A 19,889-nucleotide genomic window follows, 5' to 3' on the forward strand; every position below is an offset into this window, starting at 1 on the left:
GTGCATGCAGCGAGGAGTCCGCATGACCGCACAGACGCTCGACGGCCGCGCCACGGCCAAGGAGATCACCCAGGAGCTCGCCGAGCGGGTGGCCGCGCTCAAGGAACGCGGCATCACCCCCGGGATCGCGACCGTGCTGGTGGGCGATGACCCGGGGTCCAAGCTCTACGTCGGCATGAAGCACCGCCGCTCCGAGGCGATCGGCATGAACTCGATCCAGATCGAACTTCCCGCGAGCGCCACCCAGGAGGAGGTCGAGGAGGTCGTCGACCGCCTGAACGCGGACCCCGCGTGCCACGGCTTCATCGTGCAGCTGCCGCTTCCCGACCACCTCGACACCGACGCGATCCTGGAGCGCATCGACCCCGACAAGGACGCCGACGGCCTGCACCCCACGAACCTGGGGCGTCTGGTGCTCAACGTCAACGCGCCCATCACCTCGCCGCTGCCCTGCACGCCGCGCGCAGCGATCGAGCTCCTGCTGCGCCACGACGTCGACCTCAAGGGCAAGGACGTGGTGGTCGTGGGCCGCGGCGTGACCATCGGACGCTCGATCGGGCTGATCCTCACCCGCCGCGCGATCAACGCGACCGTCACCCTCACCCACACCGGGACCACGGACCTCTCCTCGCACCTGCGTCGGGCCGACGTCATCGTCGCCGCCGCGGGCGTCAAGCACCTCGTGCGCGCCGAGGACGTCAAGCCGGGCGCGGCCGTCCTCGACGTGGGCGTCACCCGCGGGGAGAAGATTCCCGAGACCGGGAAGTACAAGGTGCACGGCGACGTCGCACCGGACGTCGTCGAGGTCGCGGGGCATCTCTCGCCGAACCCCGGCGGGGTCGGCCCGATGACCGTCGCCCTGCTGATGACCAACGTGGTCGAGGCGGCCGAGCGTGCTGAGGGGATCGCGCCGGGCGCCTGACAGGCCACATCGCGGCGGCGACGCGAAGCACGTGCGAGCGCGGGCGGGTCGATGGGGAGAAGTCCCCATCGACCCGCCCGCTCCTCGTTCCTAGTGTGGGAGCGAAGCCCGTCGCCGCGACGGGCGGGAGGGAGGCACCATGGCCGAGGGAGCTGTCCTGGAGACTCCCGCTCGCAGTGTCGGGCCAGAGCCCCCTGCATGGCCGCGGACGCTGCGCGGCGATCCGAGCATCGATGCCGGCACCGAGGTGCAGGCGCTGCTGGATGCTTCCGCCGAGGAGCTGCTCGAGCTCGTCCGCACCGCGCGCGTGATGCTGCGGACGACCGCGGTCGACGGGGCCCGCACCCTCCACTCCCGGATCGCCCTGGCCCCGGGCGTGGCGATCAGCTGCCTCCACGAGGACCACGACGATCGACCGGGACCGATGCTGCACCTGCGCGTGCGCACCGGGGACCACATGCTCGCGGGGATGCTCGCGGGCATGCCCGATGCCCCCGAGCTGCGAGCCGCCCCGCGGATCGCCGACCCGACCCGGCCCTGGCACGTGCTCACACCCGAGCAGCTGGAGATTCTCGCCCGGGCGGCGCCGCTCCACCCGGACGAACCGGACGTGCGCGGAGTCGGCGGCGACGACGATCTCGTCGACGCGCTCTGCCACGAGCGCGTCCGGGTGACGGCCGCCCTCCACGTCCGCGATGCCTCCCGCACTGAGCTCGTGACCGGCTGGAACGGGCTCTGGGTGCTCGGAGAGCGCGCCCTCCACGCGCTGCGCGTGAGCACTGGGTCCCATGAGATGGCACTTCGGCGCGTCGTCCCCGGCGACATCGCCTACGAGCTGACCACGCGCACCGCGGCCGCGTTCCACACGCTCGGTGCTCTCGAGCGCGAGCGGGCCGAACTCGGAGCGGGCACGGCGGCGGGGGACGGGAGTCGGCGATGAGCGGGTTCCAGGGCATGGACACGGGCGCTGTCGAGGCGCTCGCGGGGCGGGATGCGCAGGCTGCCGAACGACTCGAGCAGCTGCTGAGCGCGCTCGCCGCATCCGTCGACAGCGTCGACTGGGTCGGATCCGACGCGGAGGCCTTCCGAGAGGACTTCCGCACTCTCGTCGCCACTCCCGGCACTCGTGCCGTGCAGCGTCTGCATGCCTGTGGTCGGGACCTGCGCGACCAGGTCGAGGAACAGGAGCGCGCTTCGCAGGCGGGCGGTGACGAGGGGAGCGACGGAGGATCAGACGATGCCGAGAGCGGCGGCCTGCTGGACGGGCTGGAGGGGCTCGCCGGGAGCGCGATGGACATCGGGTCGGGGATCGGGCACGGGCTCGCAGACGGGGTCGGCGACATGGTCTCGCCGGTCCTCGACCGGATCTCCGCGACGGCGCCCGCGGTGAGTCAGCTGATCGGCGACGGCGCGCACCTGGCCGAGGAGCTGGAGGACGTCGTGGACGGCGGGCGGATGCCACCGCTGTCGGAGCTCGCCTCGTCGCTCGCGCTCCCGGTCGCATCCGCCGTAGGGGTGGGGTGGAACGCCGCCACGGGTGAGGACCACCAGTTCTTCTCCGACCGCGGTGCGGCTCGGGTCAGCGGCGACGACGTGCACGTCCAGGACGGCGGTGGGGCGCCCCACTCCGTGGCCGCACTGCTGGACGATGTCTCCGGCAACTACAGCTCGGAGGGCGAGGAGATCGGGAAGGTCCAGGTCAAGACGGTCGTGGATCCCGATGGCCACGAGCGCTACATCGTGACGGTCCCCGGCACCGAGGCCGATATCGGAGATCCGTCGCTGGGATGGGGAGGCCAGGGCAACTCCCGCGACTGGTCGGCCAATGTCCGTGCGATGGCCGGGCAGGACACGGCGGCGATGCAGAACGTCCGCGACGCCATGATCGCCGCCGGCGTGGAACCAGGCGCCGACGTGATGATGGTCGGCCACTCCCAGGGCGGCATCATCAATGCGGCGCTCGCCTCCGATCCGAGCTTCAACGGGCCGGGCGGATACAATGTCACCACTCTGGTCTCGGAGGGGTCGCCGGTCGAGTCCTTCGATCTGCCGCCCGGAACGCAGAGCCTGAACATCGCCCACGGCGGCGGGCTGAGCACCGGTGTGAGCTCGGGGCCGGGCGGGGTGCCCGTGCCGGACGGTATCGGCGTGAGCGGAGACCCCGTGCCGACGCTCGACATGGGCGGACTGCGCGCCGACGGCAGCGGGCCCGGGAGCAACCACCAGGAGGTCGTCCTCCCCGGATCCCGCGACTGGATCGTCCCGCCCTCGAGCGGAGCGGCCGGCGGGGGGCCCAGCGGCTTCGACGCCGTCTTCAGCGACCACAACCAGAACCAGTACACGGCCGACGCGTACGCGGAGACCAAGAACCATTCCGACGGCGCGCTGGCCCGGTTCGAGAACAGCCCAGACGTGCAGCGCTACCTCGATCCCCGCAACGACGTGCGTCGCACCACGGTCGTGGACGTGGGCCGCTGAGAGTGCCCGACGTGCCGCACCCACTGCGTCGGTGCAGCCGAAAGGCGCTCTGAGACCGTGGCGGCGGATGGATGATGCGGCGCGGCCGTCCCGGTCCGTCGGACCCGGCTGGAATACTGGCGGACATGACATTCACACTCGCCACCGTCAACGTGAACGGACTGCGCGCCGCGGCCCGCAAGGGCATGGGCGACTGGCTCGCCGAGACCCCCGCGGACGTCGTCACCCTGCAGGAGGTGCGCGCTCCCGAGGAGCTGCTCGCGGACCTCGTGGGGGAGGGCTGGCGGATCGTCGGCCTGCCCTCCGAGCTGAAGGGCCGCGCCGGCGTCGCGATCGCCGCGCGCACCGAGCTCGACAGCATCGACCTCGACGGGGTGCGCGCCGGGCTGCCGGGACTCACCGAGCCCACCCACACGGGCCGCTGGCTCGAGGCCGACCTCTCCGACCCGCTCGGCGACGGCCGCACCCTCACGGTGATCTCCTGCTACATGCACTCGGGCAACACCGAGAAGCCGCAGACCATGGCCGACAAGTACGCCTTCCTCGACGTGATGATGCAGAGGCTCGCGGACCTGCGCTCCGACGGCCGGCACGTCGTCCTCACGGGCGACCTGAACATCGCCCACACCGAGTGGGACATCAAGAACTGGAAGGGCAACCTGAAGTCCGCGGGCTTCCTGCCGGAGGAGCGCGCGTACCTCGACCGCCTGGTCGGCACGGACGGCCCGGCGGTCCGGGCCGAGGGCGGCGGCACCGGCGACGGCGCCGACTGGGTCGACGTGCAGCGGCGCGTCGTCGGCGAGGGCCCCGGCCCCTACACCTGGTGGTCGCAGCGCGGGAAGGCCTTCGACAACGACTCCGGCTGGAGGATCGACTACCAGCTGGCCGATCCGGACCTCGCCGCCCGGGCGACGAGCGCGCAGGTCGATCGGGCCCCGAGCTACGACACCCGGTGGTCCGACCACGCCCCGCTGGTGATCAGCTTCAGCTGACGGGTCGGCCCCGCCGCCTCCTCACCGAGGCGGGACGGCTCCGGAGCGGGCAGGACGCGGAGAAGGGAGCGTCCCGTGCCATGGACGTTGGTCCATGGCACGGAACGCTCCCTTCTCCGTAGTGTGCGGCGGCCCGAGGGCCTACGGTTCCGACGCGGACGCGCGGTCAGACGCGGCCGCGGATGACCGCCTGCTTGACCTCGGCGATCGCCTTGGTGATCTGGATGCCGCGGGGGCACGCCTCGGTGCAGTTGAAGGTGGTGCGGCAGCGCCACACGCCCTCCTTGGAGTTCAGGATCTCCAGGCGCTGCTCGCCCGCGTCGTCGCGCGAGTCGAAGATGAAGCGGTGCGCGTTGACGATCGCGGCCGGACCGAAATACTGGCCGTCGGTCCAGAAGATCGGGCACGACGAGGTGCACGCGGCGCAGAGGATGCACTTGGTGGTGTCGTCGAAGACCTCGCGCTGCTCGGCGCTCTGGAGGCGCTCGCGGCTGGGCTCCTGGCCCTCGGCCACGAGGAACGGCATGACCTCGCGGTAGGCGTCGAAGAAGGGCTCCATGTCGACGATGAGGTCCTTCTCGACCGGGAGGCCCTTGATCGGCTCGACCGTGATGGGCTTGGAGATGTCCAGGTCCTTCAGCAGAGTCTTGCAGGCCAGGCGGTTGCGGCCGTTGATGCGCATGGCATCGGAGCCGCACACGCCGTGCGCGCACGAGCGGCGGAAGGTCAGCGACCCGTCCAGGTGCCACTTCACCTCGTGGAGCGCGTCGAGGACACGGTCGGTGCCGTGCATGGTGACGGTGAACTCCTGCCAGTAGGGCTTGGGCTTGCCCTCGGCGTCGGGGTTGAAGCGGTTGATCTTGAGCGTGACCTCGAAGGAGGGGATCTCCTGGGCCTGCGGCTCGGCGTCGGTCCTCTCTGCGACAGCAGTCATCAGAACGTGCGCTCCTTCGGCTCGTAGCGGGTGATGATGACTTCCTTGGTGCCGAGCACGATGTCCGTGCCCTCCAGGCCCTCGCCGTCGAGCGTCTTGTAGGCCATGGTGTGCGTGAGGAAGTTGACGTCGTCGCGCTTCGGGAAGTCCTCGCGGAAGTGGCCTCCGCGGGACTCCTTGCGCTCGAGGGCGCCGAGCGCGACGACCTCCGCGAGCTCGAGCAGGAAGCCCAGCTCGACGGCCTCGAGGAGATCGAGGTTGTAGCGCAGGCCCTTGTCCTGCACGGCCACGGTCTCGTAGCGCTTCTTGAGCTCGGTGATGTCCGACAGGGCCTTGCGGCAGGTCTCGTCGGTGCGGAACACCTGGACGTTGGCGTCCATGGTCTCCTGCAGCTCCTTGCGGATGTCGGCCACGCGGTCCTCGGTGGCGGGACGGTCGCGCAGGCGCTGCAGCAGCTCGACGACAGGGGTCTCGACGCCCTCGGGCAGCTCGGCGAGCTCGACCTGCTGGGCGTGCTCGGCGGCGGCGACGCCCGCGCGCTTGCCGAAGACGTTGATGTCGAGCAGCGAGTTCGTGCCCAGGCGGTTGCCGCCGTGCACGGAGACGCAGGCGACCTCGCCGGCCGCGTACATCCCGGGGATCACGTCGTGCTCGTTGCGCAGCACCTCGCCCATGATGTTCGTCGGGATGCCGCCCATGCCGTAGTGGGCCGTCGGGAAGACGGGCACCGGCTCGGTGTAGGGCTCGACGCCCAGGTAGGTGCGCGCGAACTCGGTGATGTCCGGGAGCTTCGCGTCGATGTGCGCGGGCTCGAGGTGCGTGAGGTCCAGCAGCACGTAGTCCTTGTTCGGACCGCAGCCTCGGCCCTCGCGGACCTCGTTGGCCATCGCGCGGGCGACGACGTCGCGGGGGGCGAGGTCCTTCAGCGTCGGCGCGTAGGTCTCCATGAACCGCTCCATGTTGGAGTTGCGCAGGATGCCGCCCTCGCCGCGGGCCGCCTCGGAGAGCAGGATGCCCAGGCCCGCGAGACCCGTCGGATGGAACTGGAAGAACTCCATGTCCTCGAGCGGGATGCCGCGGTTCAGCGCCATCGCCGGGCCGTCGCCCGTGAGGGTGTGGGCGTTCGAGGTGGTCTTGAACATCTTGCCGAAGCCGCCGGTGGCGAACACGACCGACTTGGCGCGGAAGATGTGGATCTCGCCGGTCGCGAGCTCGTAGGCCACGATGCCGGCGGCGCGCACGCCCTCGTCCTCACGGGGATCGCCCGTGAGCAGCACGTCCAGCGCGTAGTACTCGTTGAAGAACTCCACGTGCTGCTTGACGCAGTTCTGGTAGAGGGTCTGCAGGATCATGTGGCCGGTGCGGTCCGCCGCGTAGCAGGAGCGGCGCACGGGCGCCTCACCGTGCTCGCGGGTGTGACCGCCGAAGCGGCGCTGGTCGATGCGGCCCTCGGGCGTGCGGTTGAAGGGCAGGCCCATCTTCTCGAGGTCGAGCACCGCGTCGATGGCCTCCTTGGCCATGACCTCGGCGGCGTCCTGGTCCACCAGGTAGTCGCCGCCCTTGACGGTGTCGTAGGTGTGCCACTCCCAGTTGTCCTCCTCGACGTTCGCGAGGGCGGCGCACATGCCGCCCTGGGCGGCGCCGGTGTGGGAGCGGGTGGGGTAGAGCTTCGTGATCACGGCGGTGCGGGCGCGGGGGCCCGACTCGAGGGCCGCGCGCATTCCCGCGCCGCCGGCGCCGACGATGACCACGTCGTAGGTGTGGATCTGCATGTCAGGGGGTCTCCAGGATCACTCGGAGCAGATGGAGGGCAGGAGCGAGGGGTCGGCGCCCGCGGGGCACGGCGAGAAGGTGAAGATCACCAGTGTGCCGAGCACGACGGTCACGACCACGGCGACGTACAGCAGGACCTTCAGGACCAGGCGCAGCGTCGAGGAGCGCGCGTAGTCGTTGATGATCGTGCGCACGCCGTTGCCGCCGTGGAACATGCCCAGCCACAGCATGAGCAGGTCCCAGGTCTGCCAGAACGGATTGGCCCACTTGCCGGAGACGAAGGCGAAGTCGATGCGCTGCACGCCCTCGCCCAGCCACAGGTTCACGAACAGGTGGCCGAACACGAGGATCACGAGGATGGCGCCGGAGAAGCGCATGAACAGCCACGAGAGCATCTCCGCGTTCACGCCGCGCCGGCCGGTGCGCGCGTAGCGCGTGCGGGGCTCGGGGATCTTGGTCGCGGTCATCAGGTCACCACCATCCGAACATGTGGCCCAGCTGGCGGGGCACGAAGCCGATCATGAGCAGCACCCACACCACGACGACGCCCCAGAACAGGGCGCGCTGGCGGCGGGCGCCCTGGGACCAGAAGTCCACGAGGATCACCCGGATGCCGTTGAGGGCGTGGAAGCAGATCGCGGCCACCAGGCCGATCTCTCCGAGCCCGAACACGATCGTCTTGTAGTGCCCGATCACCTCGTTGTAGGCCTCGGGGGACACGCGCACGAGGGCGGTGTCCATGACGTGCACGATCAGGAACAGGAAGATGAGCATTCCCGAGATGCGATGCGCGACCCAGGACCACATGCCCTCGCCGCCGCGATAGAGCGTCCCGGCCTCTGCTGATGCCACGGATTCCTCCGACTTGTACTGGTGTGTGCCGGGCGGCTCCGACCTGCGCAGTCCAGGTGGGGCCTCGGTGCCCACGGGCCAGCGCCCGTGACCACGACGACGTCCTCATCGTGCCCGGCGTGGGGCTCTGCCACAGTAGCACCGCCGCAGGTCGCGACGGGGACGGCCGACACCCCGGATACCCTGGGCGCCATGCCGAGCGCCGCATCCCATGACGACCCGCTGACAGCACCCCGGGAGGTTCCTGACCAGGTGTCAGGACACGACCCGGGCCGGACGGCGGCACCCGTGCGCCCCTTCGTCCCCGTGATCCCCGCCGGAGGCGCGGGCACCCGCCTGTGGCCACTCTCACGCGCCGACCGGCCGAAGTTCCTCCTGGACCCGCTGGGACAGGGGCGCTCCCTGCTGCAGGCCACGCTCGCCCGCGTCGAGCCGTCGGCCGACCGTCCCGCGATCGTGGTCACCGGCGCACGCCACGCCCAGGCCGTCGCCGCGCAGCTCGGATCGCGCGCGCCCGGCGCCGGCCCTCGCATCCTGCGCGAGCCCTCTCCGCGCAACTCGATGCCCGCGATCGCTCTCGCCGCCGCCCTCGTCGAGGCCGAGGACCCCGGCGCCGTGATCGGCTCCTTCCCGGCGGACCACCTGGTGGGGGACGAGGCCGCGCTGACCCGCGCGATCGCCGCGGCGCGTGCCGCCGCCGCCCGCGGGTACCTCGTGACCATCGGCATCGAGCCCACCCGCCCCGCCACGGGGTTCGGCTACATCGAGAGGGCCGACGGGACCCCGGTCGAGGGCGCTGGGGGTGCCGGGGCCCTCCCGTCCCTCGCGGGCACGGGCGCGCAGCGCGTCGCGAGCTTCGTCGAGAAGCCCGACGCCGAGCGCGCCGCCCGCTACCTCACCGGCGGCCATCACCTCTGGAACGCCGGCATCTTCGTCGCGGGCGCCCGGGAGCTGCTCGACGCCCTCGCCGCGCAGATCCCTCCGCTCGCCGCAGGGGCGCGCCGGATCGCCGCCGCTCGGATCCGGGAGGCGGCGGGCGAGTCATCGGACGACAGGGTCGCCGACCGGGTGCTCGAGGAGGTGTGGCCGACGCTCACGAGCATCGCGATCGACCATGCCCTGGCCGAGCCGCTGGCCGCGCAGGGGAGGGTCGCCGTCGTCCCCGCGGACCTCGACTGGGACGACGTCGGCGACTTCGCGGCGCTCGCCCGGCAGCTGCGCCGGGAGGGGGACGCGGAGGCGCGCGACGTGGTCGTCGTCGGCGGCGCCCGGACGGTCGATCGGCGTGCGCGGGCCACGGTGTACGGTTCGTCGCAGCGTCCGATCGCACTGGTCGGCGTGGACGGTCTGAGCGTCGTCGAGACCGATGACGTGCTCCTGATCGCCGCCGACTCCGGTGCCCGCGACCTCGCCGAGCTCGTCGCCGGGCTCGAGGACGAGGGCCTCGCGGATCTGCGCTGAGGCGGACGGACGGCGCGGCGGACGCGCAGTGGACGAGGGGAAGGGCGGACGAGGTCGTGGACAGCGGTGTCGAGGAGCAGGTGCGCACGATGCTGGGGGAGGACGGACTGATCCGTCGGACCCTCGCCGAGCGCGGTGACGAGCTGCGGGAGGTGCGGCGGCATCTGCACCGCCATCCCGAGCTGAGCCACGAGGAGCACGCGACGACCGACGTCATCGCCGCCCATCTCAGCGATCTCGGACTCTCCCCGGTGCGCATGCCCCGCACCGGGCTGATCTGCGACATCCCGGGCTCCGACCCCGACCTCGCCCCGATCGCGCTGCGCGCGGACATGGACGCCCTCGGCATCCCGGAGCTCACGAGCGTGCACTACCGCTCCGAAGTCGAGGGCGTCTCCCACGCCTGCGGCCACGATGTCCACATGAGCGCCGTGCTCGGTGCCGCCATGGCCCTCGTGCGGGTCGCCGACGCCGGCGCCCTGCGCCGCACCGTGCGGCTGGTCTACCAGCCCTCCGAGGAGCGCCATCCCTGCGGCGCGCTCGAGCTCATCGGCGAAGGGGTCGTCGACGGGATCGACTCGATCTTCGCGCTGCACTGCGACCCCGGCGTCGACGTCGGGCACGTCGGGCTCAAGCCCGGCCCGATCACCTCGGCCACCGATCCCGTGCGCATCGAGGTGCGCGGCGCCGGCGGCCACACCTCCCGGCCCCATCTCACCCAGGACCTCATCTACGCGCTCGGACAGATCGTCACCCAGGTGCCCGCGGCCTTCAGCCGGCGGATGGACCCGCGCAGCGGCGTGAACCTCACGTGGGGATCGATCCACGCGGGCTCCGCGTTCAACGCGATCCCCTCGTCGGGCGTCCTCGAGGGCACCCTGCGCTGCCTCGACCACGACGCCTGGGACCGCGCCGAGGAGCTGCTCGAGGAGCTCCTGGGCGAGATCGCCCGCATGTGGGGCGTGACCGTGACCGTCCAGCACGATCGCGGCGTGCCGCCGGTCTCCAACGACCCGCTCAGCGTGCGCTTCCTCGAGGAGGCCGTGGTGCGCGTGCGCGGCCGCGACCAGCTCGACACCGCACGCCAGTCCCTCGGCGGGGAGGACTTCGCCTGGTACCTCGAGAAGGTGCCGGGCGCCCTCGCGCGCCTGGGCACGCGCACCCCGGGCGGTCGCACCTACGACCTGCACATGGGTGACTTCACGGTCGACGAGCGGGCGATCGCGATCGGCGCGGACGTGCTCGCCCACGTCTGCCTGCTGCGGGACGCGCCGCTCGCCTGAGACCCCTCCGGCGGCCCCCTGTGGGAGTCCCGCGGAGACCCCTGCGCGCCTCACCCCGCGGACGCGGGATGCGCGCACGGGCACGGTCTGATAACGGTTCGGGCACAGGGGACGGATCGGGCATCGTGTGATGCAGGCGACGGCTACTGTGAACGCCGTGCGTCCCGGACGTGGACGATCGGGGCACGGGAGCTTCCCCCATCCCTCTCCCGGCGGCCCGCGAGCGATCGCCCGCGCTCGGGCCACCCCGCTTCTCATCCCTCGTCGCAGCGCACCGCAGCAGTGCACCACCGCGTCGCAGCACCGGCGACATCCCTTCCGCCCGAATCCCCGGAGGACCCGTTGAAGAACCTGTCCCGCTCCCTCGCCCTTCTCGGCGTCAGCGCCCTCGCCCTCGCCGCCTGCGGCAGCGCCCCCGAGGAGGCATCCTCGGGCAGCGACGGCGGCGGCTCGGCCGCCTCCTCCGACTTCAAGGCCTGCATGGTCTCCGACTCCGGCGGCTTCGAGGACAAGTCGTTCAACGAGTCCGGCTACAACGGTCTGAAGACGGCCGAGTCGGATCTGAAGATCCAGACGCAGACCGCGGAGTCCACCGATCCCTCGCAGTTCTCGACGAACATCGACAACCTCGTCACCGGCGACTGCAACCTCGTCTTCACCGTCGGCTTCCTGCTCGCCCCCGCGACCGGCACCGCCGCGAAGGCGAACTCCGACGTCGAGTTCGCGATCATCGACTCGACCGCGCAGGACGAGGACGGCAAGGCCATCGAGGTCGACAACGTCAAGCCGCTCTCCTTCGACACCGCCCAGGCCGCCTACCTCGCCGGCTACGTCGCCGCGGGCACCTCGGAGACCGGCACCGTCGCCACCTACGGCGGCATGCAGATCCCGACGGTCACCATCTTCATGGACGGCTTCGCCGACGGCGTCGCCAAGTACAACGAGGTCCACAAGAAGGACGTCAAGCTGCTGGGCTGGGACAAGAAGACCCAGAAGGGCTCCTTCACCGGCAACTTCGAGGACCAGTCCAAGGGCAAGGCCCTCTCCGACAGCTTCTACTCCCAGGGCGCCGACATCGTCATGCCCGTCGCCGGCCCCGTCGGCTCCGGGACCCTGGCCTCCGCCAAGGAGGGCAAGGACCGCTACGTCATCTGGGTCGACTCCGACGGCTACGAGTCCGTGACCGACGGGGACGCCAAGAAGCTCATCCTCACCTCGGTCCAGAAGGGCATCGCGAACTCCGTCGAGGACGTCACGAAGTCCGCGGCCGGCGGGAAGTTCGAGAACGAGCCGTACGTCGGCACCCTCGAGAACGGCGGCGTGGACCTCGCGCCGTACCACGACCTCGACTCGAAGGTCCCCGCCGACCTCAAGAAGGAGGTCGACGGGCTCAAGCAGGACATCATCGACGGCAAGATCACCGTCGAGTCCGACGCGTCGCCCCAGAACCTCGGCTGATCCCTCCGGCGGGCCGCTGCCCGCCTACCCCGACGGCCCCGGATCCCGGTGGCGCGACCGCTCGGTCCGCCCCGGCGCCCCGGGGCCGTCGGCCCGCCGTCGGACCCCTCCGTCGGCTTCCCCGCCGACGGACCACCCGTCGCCCCCGCGCCGCCGGACCCCGTCGGCCCGACCCAGCCCGTCCTGAGGAGGAGAGCCGGCGTGAAGCTCGAGCTCAGAGGGATCACGAAGGTCTTCGGCACCTTCGTGGCCAACGATTCGATCGACCTCGTGGTCGAGCCCGGACAGATCCACAGCCTGCTGGGGGAGAACGGCGCCGGGAAGTCCACGCTCATGAACGTGCTGTACGGGCTCTACCGGCCCGACGGCGGACAGATCCTGCTGGACGAGCAGCCGGTGCGCTTCGGCGGGCCCGGCGACGCGATGCGCGCCGGCATCGGCATGGTCCACCAGCACTTCATGCTCGTGCCGCCGTTCACCGTCGCCGAGAACGTCGTGCTCGGCCACGAGCCGACCTCCGGGGGCCTGCTGGACCTCGCGAGCGCGCGCCGCACGGTCCGCGAGATCTCCTCCCGCTTCGGCTTCGACCTGGACCCCGACGCCGTCGTCGAGGACCTGCCCGTCGGCGCCCAGCAGCGGGTCGAGATCATCAAGGCGCTCTCGCGCCGCGCCGAGGTCCTCGTTCTCGACGAGCCCACCGCCGTGCTCACCCCGCACGAGACCGACGAGCTCATGGACATTATGCGCCAGCTGCGCGACGAGGGCACCTCGATCGTGTTCATCACCCACAAGCTGCGCGAGGTCAAGGCCGTCTCCGACACGATCACGGTGATCCGCCGCGGGAAGGTCGTGGGCACCGCCGACCCCGCGACCGACCAGACCGAGCTCGCCTCCCTCATGGTGGGCCGCGCCGTCGAGCTCAGCCTCGAGAAGGAGGCGGCGGAGCCCGGGGAGACCGCCCTGTCCGTCCGCGGCCTCGGCGTCACCGACCCCTCGGGCGTCCCCCTGCTGGACGACGTCGATCTCGACGTCGCCGCGGGCGAGGTGCTCGGCATCGCGGGAGTCCAGGGCAACGGCCAGACCGAGCTCACCGAGGCGCTGCTGGGCCTGCAGAAGGAGCTGCGCGGCTCCGTGCGCCTGGGCGGGAAGGAGCTCGTGGGGCGCTCGACCCGCGAGATCCTCGATGCGGGCGTCGGCTTCGTCCCCGAGGACCGCACCCACGACGCGCTCGTCGCCGACTTCTCCGTCTCCGAGAACCTCGTGCTCGACCAGCATCACCGCGCCCCCTACGGCACGGGCCCCGTGCTGCATCCCCGGGCGATCCGCGAGAGGGCGGTGCGCGACGTCGCCGAGTACGACGTGCGCACCGGCTCGATCGACGACCCGGTCTCCACGCTCTCGGGCGGCAACCAGCAGAAGGTCGTGATGGCCCGTGCCCTCGGGCGCGACCTCTCGCTGTTCATCGCCTCCCAGCCCACCCGCGGCGTCGACGTCGGCTCCATCGAGTTCCTGCACCGGCGGATCATCGCCGAGCGCGACAAGGGCACCCCCGTCATCATCGTCTCCACCGAGCTCGACGAGGTCATCCAGCTCGCCGACCGCATCGCCGTGATGTACCGCGGCGGGATCCTGGGCGTCGTCCCCGCCGACGAGGACCGCGACGTGCTGGGCCTGATGATGGCCGGCTACACCGTCGACGCGGCGCGCGAGGCCGTCGCCGCCGGCGCCCGCACCACCGACTCCCAGCTCGTGGACGAAGGAGAGATCGCATGAGCGCGAGCATCGACGGCGAGGTCCGCCCGGTCGCCCCCGGCACCGCGGTCCAGCCCGGCGACCCCGGCACCACGAGCGAGACCGGAGGGCCGGGGGGCTCCGCGGGCCCGAGGTCCGTCGCGGGCCTCGCCCAGCGCCTGGCGCGCGGCAACGTGCTCGTGGTCGTGGGCGCCTTCGTCTTCGCCTTCATCATCGGGTCGGTGCTGATCCTCGTGTCCGACGCGCAGGTCCGCACGGCCCTCGGCTACTTCTTCGCGCGCCCCGCCGACACCTTCAGCGCCGGCTGGAGCGCGATCTCCGAGGCGTACGCGGCGATGTTCCGCGGGTCGATCTTCGACTACCGGGCCTTCGGCAAGGTCGCCGACGACCTCCGCGCGCGCGGCGGCTCGGGCACGTACGTGCTCCTGCCCGCCCTCGCGCGCGGGTTCAAGCCGCTGCTGGAGACCCTCACGGTCGCGACCCCGCTCATCATCGCCTCGGTCGGCATGGCCGTCTCCTTCCGCTCGGGCCTGTTCAACATCGGCGGCACCGGCCAGCTGATCGTGGGCGCGTCCGCCGCCGGGTACGTCGGCTTCGCCGTGCCGATGCCGCCGGTCATCCACCTGATCGTCTGCCTCGTGGTCGGGATCGTCGCGGGCGGCGTCTACGGCGGCATCGCCGGGTACCTCAAGGCCCGCTTCGGGTCGAGCGAGGTCATCTCCACGATCATGCTGAACTGGATCGCGACCTACGGGCTCGCGTTCGCCCTGACCACCTCTGCCTTCACCGGCTCGAACAAGGCCCAGCCCACCTCGCCCTCCGTGCTCTCGAGCGCCCGCCTCCCGCTGCTCGCGGGCGAGGGGTACCGCCTGCACCTCGGGCTGCTCATCGCGCTCGCCTCGATCGTGTTCCTGTGGTGGCTGATGAGCCGCTCGACCATCGGCTTCCGCTTCCGCGCCGTCGGCTCGAACCCGCGCGCCGCCGAGGTCGCCGGCATCGACGTGGGCCGCAGCGCGATCGGCGTCATGTTCGTCGCCGGAGCCCTCGTGGGCCTCGCCGGCGCCGTGCACGTGCTGGGCACCGAGCACCGCCTCACCGGCTCGATCGCCGGATCCATCGGCTTCGACGCGATCACCGTGGCCCTGTTGGGCCGCTCCGGCCCGATCGGCATCCTGCTCGCCGGCATCCTGTTCGCCGCGCTTTCCACGGGCGGCCGCTTCATGGAGACCTCGCAGGGCGTCCCGATCGACCTCGTCCAGGTGATCCAGGCCCTCGTGGTGCTGTTCATCGCCGCCCCGCCGCTCGTGCGCTTCCTGCTCGGCCTGCGCCGCATCGACCAGCCAGGAAGGACCCGCCGTGCGCGCCGCGCGAAGGCCGCCGGAGAGGGACGCCCTGGTGCCGGCGAGGAGAGGACGACGGACGTCGGAGCAGATCAGACCGCCGAGGCCTCGCCGCCCTCCGCCGGGGACGACCCGGCCCCGGACCCCGGCGGGGCCCCGACGTCCGCCGGTCCAGCATCCGCCGGTCGAGCATCCGTCCGACCGGGACCCGACGCATCCGACGCAGAGAACACGACGGGAGGCCAGGAGCGATGACCGCCCTCGACCAGACCGGCCCCGCAGCCGCGCCGACGCCCGAGCCCGGGCGCGCGAGCGCATCCGGCGGCGCGGGCGAGCGCCCCCGGCGCTGGTGGCTGCTTCCCACCGTCCTCACCGCGCTCGCGCTGATCGCCCTGCTCGTCTTCGGGATGCTCGCCCCCTCGGGCGTGCAGACCGCCTACCGGATCGCCGCGCCCGGCGACCTCAACCCCGGCGGCATCATCCCCGGCGACGTGCCCGTGCCCACGAAGGTCGCCGCGATCGTGCTGGCCGTGCTCGCGCTCGCCGTCGCCGCCTACCTGTGGGTGCGCGCCGCCCGGGGCGCCATGCCCCGCGGGCGGGCCCGCGTCGCCGTGATCGTCGGCTTCGGCGTGCTGTGGGTGCTGTCGTTCCTCACCTGGGCGTTCAAGGGAGCCACGGTGGACCTGGGCGCCCTGCTGCAGACCATGATGCTGCTCGCCGTGCCGCTCGCCTTCGGCGCGCTCTCGGGCGTGCTCTCCGAGCGCGCGGGCGTCATCAACATCGCGATCGAGGGCCAGCTGCTGTTCGGCGCCTTCGGGGCCGTGCTCGTCGGCTCCCTCACCGGCAGCGCCTGGGCCGGCCTCGTCGCCGCGCCGATCATGGCGCTCGTGATCGGCGCCCTGCTTGCCCTCTTCGCGATCGGCTACCAGGTCCAGCAGATCATCGTGGGCGTGGTCCTCAACGTCTTCGCGATCGGGCTGACCAGCTTCTTCTTCGGGACCGTGATGAAGCAGAACCCCGGCATGTTCAACCAGCCGCTGCGCCTGCCCACGATCCGCATCCCGCTGCTCGCGGACATCCCGATCATCGGCCGCGTGCTGTTCGAGCAGACCGTGCTGGTCTACCTCATGTGGATCATCGTCGCCGTGCTCACCGTCGCCCTGTTCCGCACCCGCTGGGGCCTGCGCGTGCGGGCCGTCGGCGAGCACCCGCGCGCCGCGGACACCGTGGGCATCGACGTGAGCCGCACCCGCTGGTCCAACGTGCTGCTGGGATCGGCAGTCGCCGGGCTCGGCGGCGCGACCCTCACGATCGGCACCGGCGTCGCCTTCGGCGAGGAGATGAGCGCCGGCAAGGGATACATCGCGCTCGCCGCCATGATCCTGGGCCGCTACCACCCGGTGGGCGCGCTGCTCGCGGCGCTGCTCTTCGCCTTCGCGGACGCCCTGCAGCTGAACCTGTCCTCCCTGCCCTCGGGCACGGGCGCCGGGATCCCGAGCCAGTTCCTGCTCATGCTCCCGTACATCGTCACCCTGTTCGCGGTCGCGGGAGTGGTGGGGCGCGTGCGCGTCCCCGCCGCCGACGGCGTCCCCTACGTGAAACAGTGAGCGCATGACGAGCGAGCAGCAGGCGAGCGAGCGCACCGGCGACGGGACCGCGGACTTCGACGAGCTGGTCGAGGCCGCGCGCACCGTCGCCCAGCGCGCCTACGCCCCGTACTCCCGCTACCGGGTCGGGGCCGCGGCGACGACGGACGACGGCCGCGTGGTCACGGGCTGCAACGTCGAGAACGCCGGCTACGGCGTCACCCTCTGCGCCGAGTGCGGCATGGTCAGCGACCTGGTCGCGGGCGGCGGCGGGACGCTGCGTCGCTTCGTGTGCGTGGGCGGGGACGAGCACGTCGCCGCCGGCGACCGCGAGGTCGTCATGCCCTGCGGCCGCTGCCGCCAGCTGCTCTCCGAGCACGCGGGACCGCAGTTCCGCATGCTCTCCCCGCACGGGGTGCTCGACCTCGAGGGACTGCTCCCGCAGGCCTTCGGCCCCGCCGACCTCGCGGGATGATCGAGGGACCCGTCGGGCATGCCTCGTCGGCCCCGACGACCCCGCCGCTGCACCCTTCGCCACTGCACCGTTCGCCGCTGCACCCTTCGAGACCTGAGGAGACGGCCCCATGACCGAAGCATTCGACGCGATCGACGTCATCCGCGACAAGCGCGACGGCGCCCGCCTGAGCGACGAGAAGATCGACTGGGTGATCGACGCCTACACCCGCGGCGTCGTCGCCGAGGAGCAGATGGCGGCGCTGGCCATGGCCATCTTCCTGCGCGGCATGGACCGCGAGGAGATCGCCCGCTGGACCGCCGCGATGATCGCCTCCGGCGAGCGCATGGACTTCGGCTCACTGTCCAAGGACACGACGGACAAGCACTCCACCGGCGGCGTAGGCGACAAGATCACGCTCCCGCTCGCACCGCTCGTGGCGAGCTTCGGCGTCGCCGTCCCGCAGCTCTCCGGACGCGGACTCGGCCACACCGGTGGCACTCTCGACAAGCTCGAGTCCATCCCGGGCTGGAGGGCCGACCTCGGCAACGAGGAGATGATGGCGCAGCTCGAGGACGTGGGCGCCGTGATCTGTGCGGCCGGCTCCGGCCTCGCCCCGGCCGACAAGAAGCTCTACGCGCTGCGGGACGTCACCGGCACCGTCGAGGCGATCCCCCTGATCGCGAGCTCGATCATGAGCAAGAAGATCGCCGAGGGCACCGCTGCGCTCGTCCTGGACGTGAAGACCGGCGCCGGCGCCTTCATGCGCGAGGAGTCCGACGCCCGCGAGCTCGCCCGCACCATGGTCGACCTCGGCACCGACGCGGGCGTGCGCACCGTCGCCCTGCTCACCGACATGTCCGCGCCCCTGGGCCGGATGGTCGGCAACGCCCTCGAGGTCCGCGAGAGCCTCGACGTGCTCGCGGGCGGCGGCCCTGCGGACGTCGTCGAGCTCACGGTGGCGCTGGCCCGCGAGATGCTCGCCGCCGCCGGGAAGGACGACGTCGACGTCGAGGCCGCCCTCGCCGACGGCCGCGCGATGGACACCTGGAAGCGCATGATCTCCGCCCAGGGCGGCGATCCCGACGCCCCGCTGCCCGTGGCCTCCCACACCGAGGAGATCCGGGCATCGGCCGACGGCGTGGTCACGGGCCTGGACGCGCTGCAGGTCGGCGTCGCCGGCTGGCGCCTGGGCGCCGGACGCTCCCGCCCCGGTGAGGCCGTGCAGGCCGGCGCGGGCGTCGAGCTGCACAAGGTGGTGGGGGAGAAGGTCGCGGCGGGCGATGTGCTCGCGACCCTGCACACGGATACGCCCGACCGCTTCGGCCGCGCGCTCGAGGCGATCGACGGCGCCTGGACGATCGAGTCCGCAGCCTCCGAGCAGACGCGCCGGATCGTGCTGGACCGCATCGCCTGAGGGACGCGCGGCGGCCCCGCTCAGGCCAGCAGCGAGCGCAGGCGCGGCACGATGTGATCGGTCATCAGCGGTGCGAGCTGCACCCCTGGTGCATCGTCCGCGTCGAGGGGGAACCAGCGGCCCTCCTCGAGCTCCGCGAAGACCGTCACGTCGCGCGGCAGGGAGTCCGAGGGCGCGAGGAACACGCTCGCGCGCACGATGGTCTCCGCCTCGTTCGCGGCCGGGGCCTCGAACTCGCCGAGCAGCTCCAGGCCGTCCTCCTCGAGCACGACGTCGAGCTCCTCGATCACCTCGCGGACGGCCGCCTCACGGGCGTCCTCCCCGGGCTCGAGCTTGCCGCCGACCTGCATGAACGCCTCGGTGCCGCGTTTGCGGACTGCGAACAGCTCGAGCCCCGACGGGCCCTCGCGCAGGAAGCAGACCGCCGCGATGGTCAGGACGGCCGGTCCGGTCCCGCCCGATGCCGGCCCGGAGGCTGCCTCGGGAACGCCGACGGAGCGGGACGGGCTCTGCGCCCGGGCCTCGGCGCGGGCCGTGTCCGCGAGCGCCCGCAGGTGGGCGGTGCCCTCGCGCAGACCCACGCAGCGCATCCCGGCCGCCCTCCAGCGGGACACGTCGCCGCGCTGGTCGCGGGCGAGTCCCCAGCCGCGGCGCACGAGCGTGAGCGGGGGCTTGCGGGACTGGGAGAGGTCGCGGGCCAGGCGCAGGGAGAACACGAGGGGCGCGGGGCGGTCGACGACGAGGGCGTCGGCCAGCAGGCCCGCCGCCCGCAGCGGGGCGATGAGCTCGGCCGCGAAGATGCCCTCGGCGACGATGATCCGCTCGTCGTCCACTTCGAGCGTGCGCGTGCCGGTGCGCTGCGAGCGTGAGATCGAGTACTCGGGGATGTCCGCGCGGCCGTCGTGGGCGAGGGCGGTGAGCGCCTCGAGCGCGGCGCCCACGTTCCAGGAGGCGGGGTCGTCCCAGTCGACGATCCCGAAGCGCTGCGGGAGGGCCTCGTCGTCGCCGTCGCGGTAGAACTCGTCGAGCGGCACGAGCGGCAGCCCGCTGCGCTGCGTCATCACGCCCTTGCCGCTGCCCGAGGGGCCCGCCACCAGGACGATCCGACGGGGTGGGGCAGGGGCGGCGGCGGGGTCGGTCATGGGGTCCGAGTCTAGGGGATCGGGCCCCGACGAGGACGCGGGGAT

Annotated in this window: 17 protein-coding genes; 12 read left to right on the forward strand and 5 right to left on the reverse strand. The window is 72.0% G+C overall.

Going from position 1 to position 19,889, the window contains the following annotated elements; genetic code table 11:
• The first annotated feature begins 22 nt into the window (after positions 1–22).
• The 4 genes from M4486_RS01255 to M4486_RS01270 all read left to right on the forward strand — a co-directional run bounded on the left by M4486_RS01255 (position 23) and on the right by M4486_RS01270 (position 4,392).
• A complete protein-coding gene (locus M4486_RS01255) occupies positions 23–922 on the forward strand; it encodes a bifunctional methylenetetrahydrofolate dehydrogenase/methenyltetrahydrofolate cyclohydrolase (protein WP_249479181.1) in 900 nt (299 codons plus the stop codon).
• Positions 923–1,061: 139 nt separating this feature from the next.
• Positions 1,062–1,862 carry a hypothetical protein gene (locus M4486_RS01260; RefSeq protein ID WP_249479182.1) on the forward strand — a complete coding sequence of 267 codons (801 nt, stop codon included), beginning with the start codon at positions 1,062–1,064 and terminating at the stop codon, positions 1,860–1,862.
• The gene (locus tag M4486_RS01265) at positions 1,859–3,400 is read left to right on the forward strand and encodes a WXG100 family type VII secretion target (RefSeq protein ID WP_249479183.1); all 1,542 of its coding nucleotides are present in this window, start codon (positions 1,859–1,861) and stop codon (positions 3,398–3,400) included. Before M4486_RS01260 ends, M4486_RS01265 begins: the two co-directional genes overlap by 4 nt.
• A gap of 125 nt (positions 3,401–3,525) precedes the next feature.
• The gene (locus M4486_RS01270) at positions 3,526–4,392 is read left to right on the forward strand and encodes an exodeoxyribonuclease III (protein ID WP_249479184.1); all 867 of its coding nucleotides are present in this window, start codon (positions 3,526–3,528) and stop codon (positions 4,390–4,392) included.
• A gap of 166 nt (positions 4,393–4,558) precedes the next feature.
• Here the strand turns inward: M4486_RS01270 and M4486_RS01275 are convergent, their stop codons facing one another.
• The 4 genes from M4486_RS01275 to sdhC are packed head-to-tail and all read right to left on the reverse strand — an operon-like array spanning position 4,559 to position 7,951.
• Positions 4,559–5,326, reverse strand: a complete 768-nt coding sequence (locus tag M4486_RS01275; protein ID WP_152354437.1) for a succinate dehydrogenase iron-sulfur subunit — start codon at positions 5,324–5,326, stop codon at positions 4,559–4,561.
• Entirely contained in the window at positions 5,326–7,098 is a 1,773-nt protein-coding gene (gene sdhA / locus M4486_RS01280) for a succinate dehydrogenase flavoprotein subunit (protein WP_249479185.1), read from the reverse strand. The genes M4486_RS01275 and sdhA overlap by 1 nt, the downstream gene beginning before the upstream one ends.
• Before the next feature lie 18 nt (positions 7,099–7,116).
• The gene (locus M4486_RS01285; RefSeq protein WP_152354435.1) at positions 7,117–7,566 is read right to left on the reverse strand and encodes a succinate dehydrogenase hydrophobic membrane anchor subunit; all 450 of its coding nucleotides are present in this window, start codon (positions 7,564–7,566) and stop codon (positions 7,117–7,119) included.
• A gap of 4 nt (positions 7,567–7,570) precedes the next feature.
• Positions 7,571–7,951 carry a succinate dehydrogenase, cytochrome b556 subunit gene (gene sdhC / locus M4486_RS01290; protein ID WP_152354434.1) on the reverse strand — a complete coding sequence of 127 codons (381 nt, stop codon included), beginning with the start codon at positions 7,949–7,951 and terminating at the stop codon, positions 7,571–7,573.
• Positions 7,952–8,143: 192 nt separating this feature from the next.
• Between sdhC and M4486_RS01295 the strand changes: the two genes are divergently transcribed.
• The 8 genes from M4486_RS01295 (at position 8,144) to M4486_RS01330 (ending at position 18,702) form a co-directional block, all read left to right on the forward strand.
• The gene (locus M4486_RS01295; protein WP_249479186.1) at positions 8,144–9,412 is read left to right on the forward strand and encodes a mannose-1-phosphate guanylyltransferase; all 1,269 of its coding nucleotides are present in this window, start codon (positions 8,144–8,146) and stop codon (positions 9,410–9,412) included.
• 56 nt (positions 9,413–9,468) lie between these two features.
• Positions 9,469–10,695 carry an amidohydrolase gene (locus M4486_RS01300; protein WP_249479187.1) on the forward strand — a complete coding sequence of 409 codons (1,227 nt, stop codon included), beginning with the start codon at positions 9,469–9,471 and terminating at the stop codon, positions 10,693–10,695.
• Between the two features lie 342 nt (positions 10,696–11,037).
• Complete coding sequence (locus tag M4486_RS01305; RefSeq protein ID WP_249479188.1) at positions 11,038–12,153, forward strand: BMP family lipoprotein; 1,116 nt, start codon at positions 11,038–11,040, stop codon at positions 12,151–12,153.
• 201 nt (positions 12,154–12,354) lie between these two features.
• The gene (locus M4486_RS01310) at positions 12,355–13,926 is read left to right on the forward strand and encodes an ABC transporter ATP-binding protein (RefSeq protein WP_249479189.1); all 1,572 of its coding nucleotides are present in this window, start codon (positions 12,355–12,357) and stop codon (positions 13,924–13,926) included.
• Entirely contained in the window at positions 13,923–15,500 is a 1,578-nt protein-coding gene (locus tag M4486_RS01315) for an ABC transporter permease (protein ID WP_249479190.1), read from the forward strand. Before M4486_RS01310 ends, M4486_RS01315 begins: the two co-directional genes overlap by 4 nt.
• On the forward strand, positions 15,497–16,852 hold the full coding sequence (locus tag M4486_RS01320) for an ABC transporter permease (RefSeq protein ID WP_249479191.1): 1,356 nt from the start codon (positions 15,497–15,499) through the stop codon (positions 16,850–16,852). The genes M4486_RS01315 and M4486_RS01320 overlap by 4 nt, the downstream gene beginning before the upstream one ends.
• Before the next feature lie 4 nt (positions 16,853–16,856).
• A complete protein-coding gene (locus M4486_RS01325) occupies positions 16,857–17,306 on the forward strand; it encodes a cytidine deaminase (RefSeq protein WP_249479192.1) in 450 nt (149 codons plus the stop codon).
• A gap of 109 nt (positions 17,307–17,415) precedes the next feature.
• Positions 17,416–18,702, forward strand: a complete 1,287-nt coding sequence (locus M4486_RS01330; protein ID WP_249479193.1) for a thymidine phosphorylase — start codon at positions 17,416–17,418, stop codon at positions 18,700–18,702.
• A 20-nt stretch (positions 18,703–18,722) separates the two neighbouring features.
• On the opposite strand, the gene M4486_RS01335 is transcribed toward M4486_RS01330, so the two are convergent.
• Positions 18,723–19,844 carry an NUDIX domain-containing protein gene (locus M4486_RS01335; RefSeq protein ID WP_249479194.1) on the reverse strand — a complete coding sequence of 374 codons (1,122 nt, stop codon included), beginning with the start codon at positions 19,842–19,844 and terminating at the stop codon, positions 18,723–18,725.
• Positions 19,845–19,889 lie beyond the last annotated feature (45 nt).

The organism is Brachybacterium kimchii (assembly GCF_023373525.1).
Classification (GTDB): domain Bacteria; phylum Actinomycetota; class Actinomycetes; order Actinomycetales; family Dermabacteraceae; genus Brachybacterium; species Brachybacterium kimchii.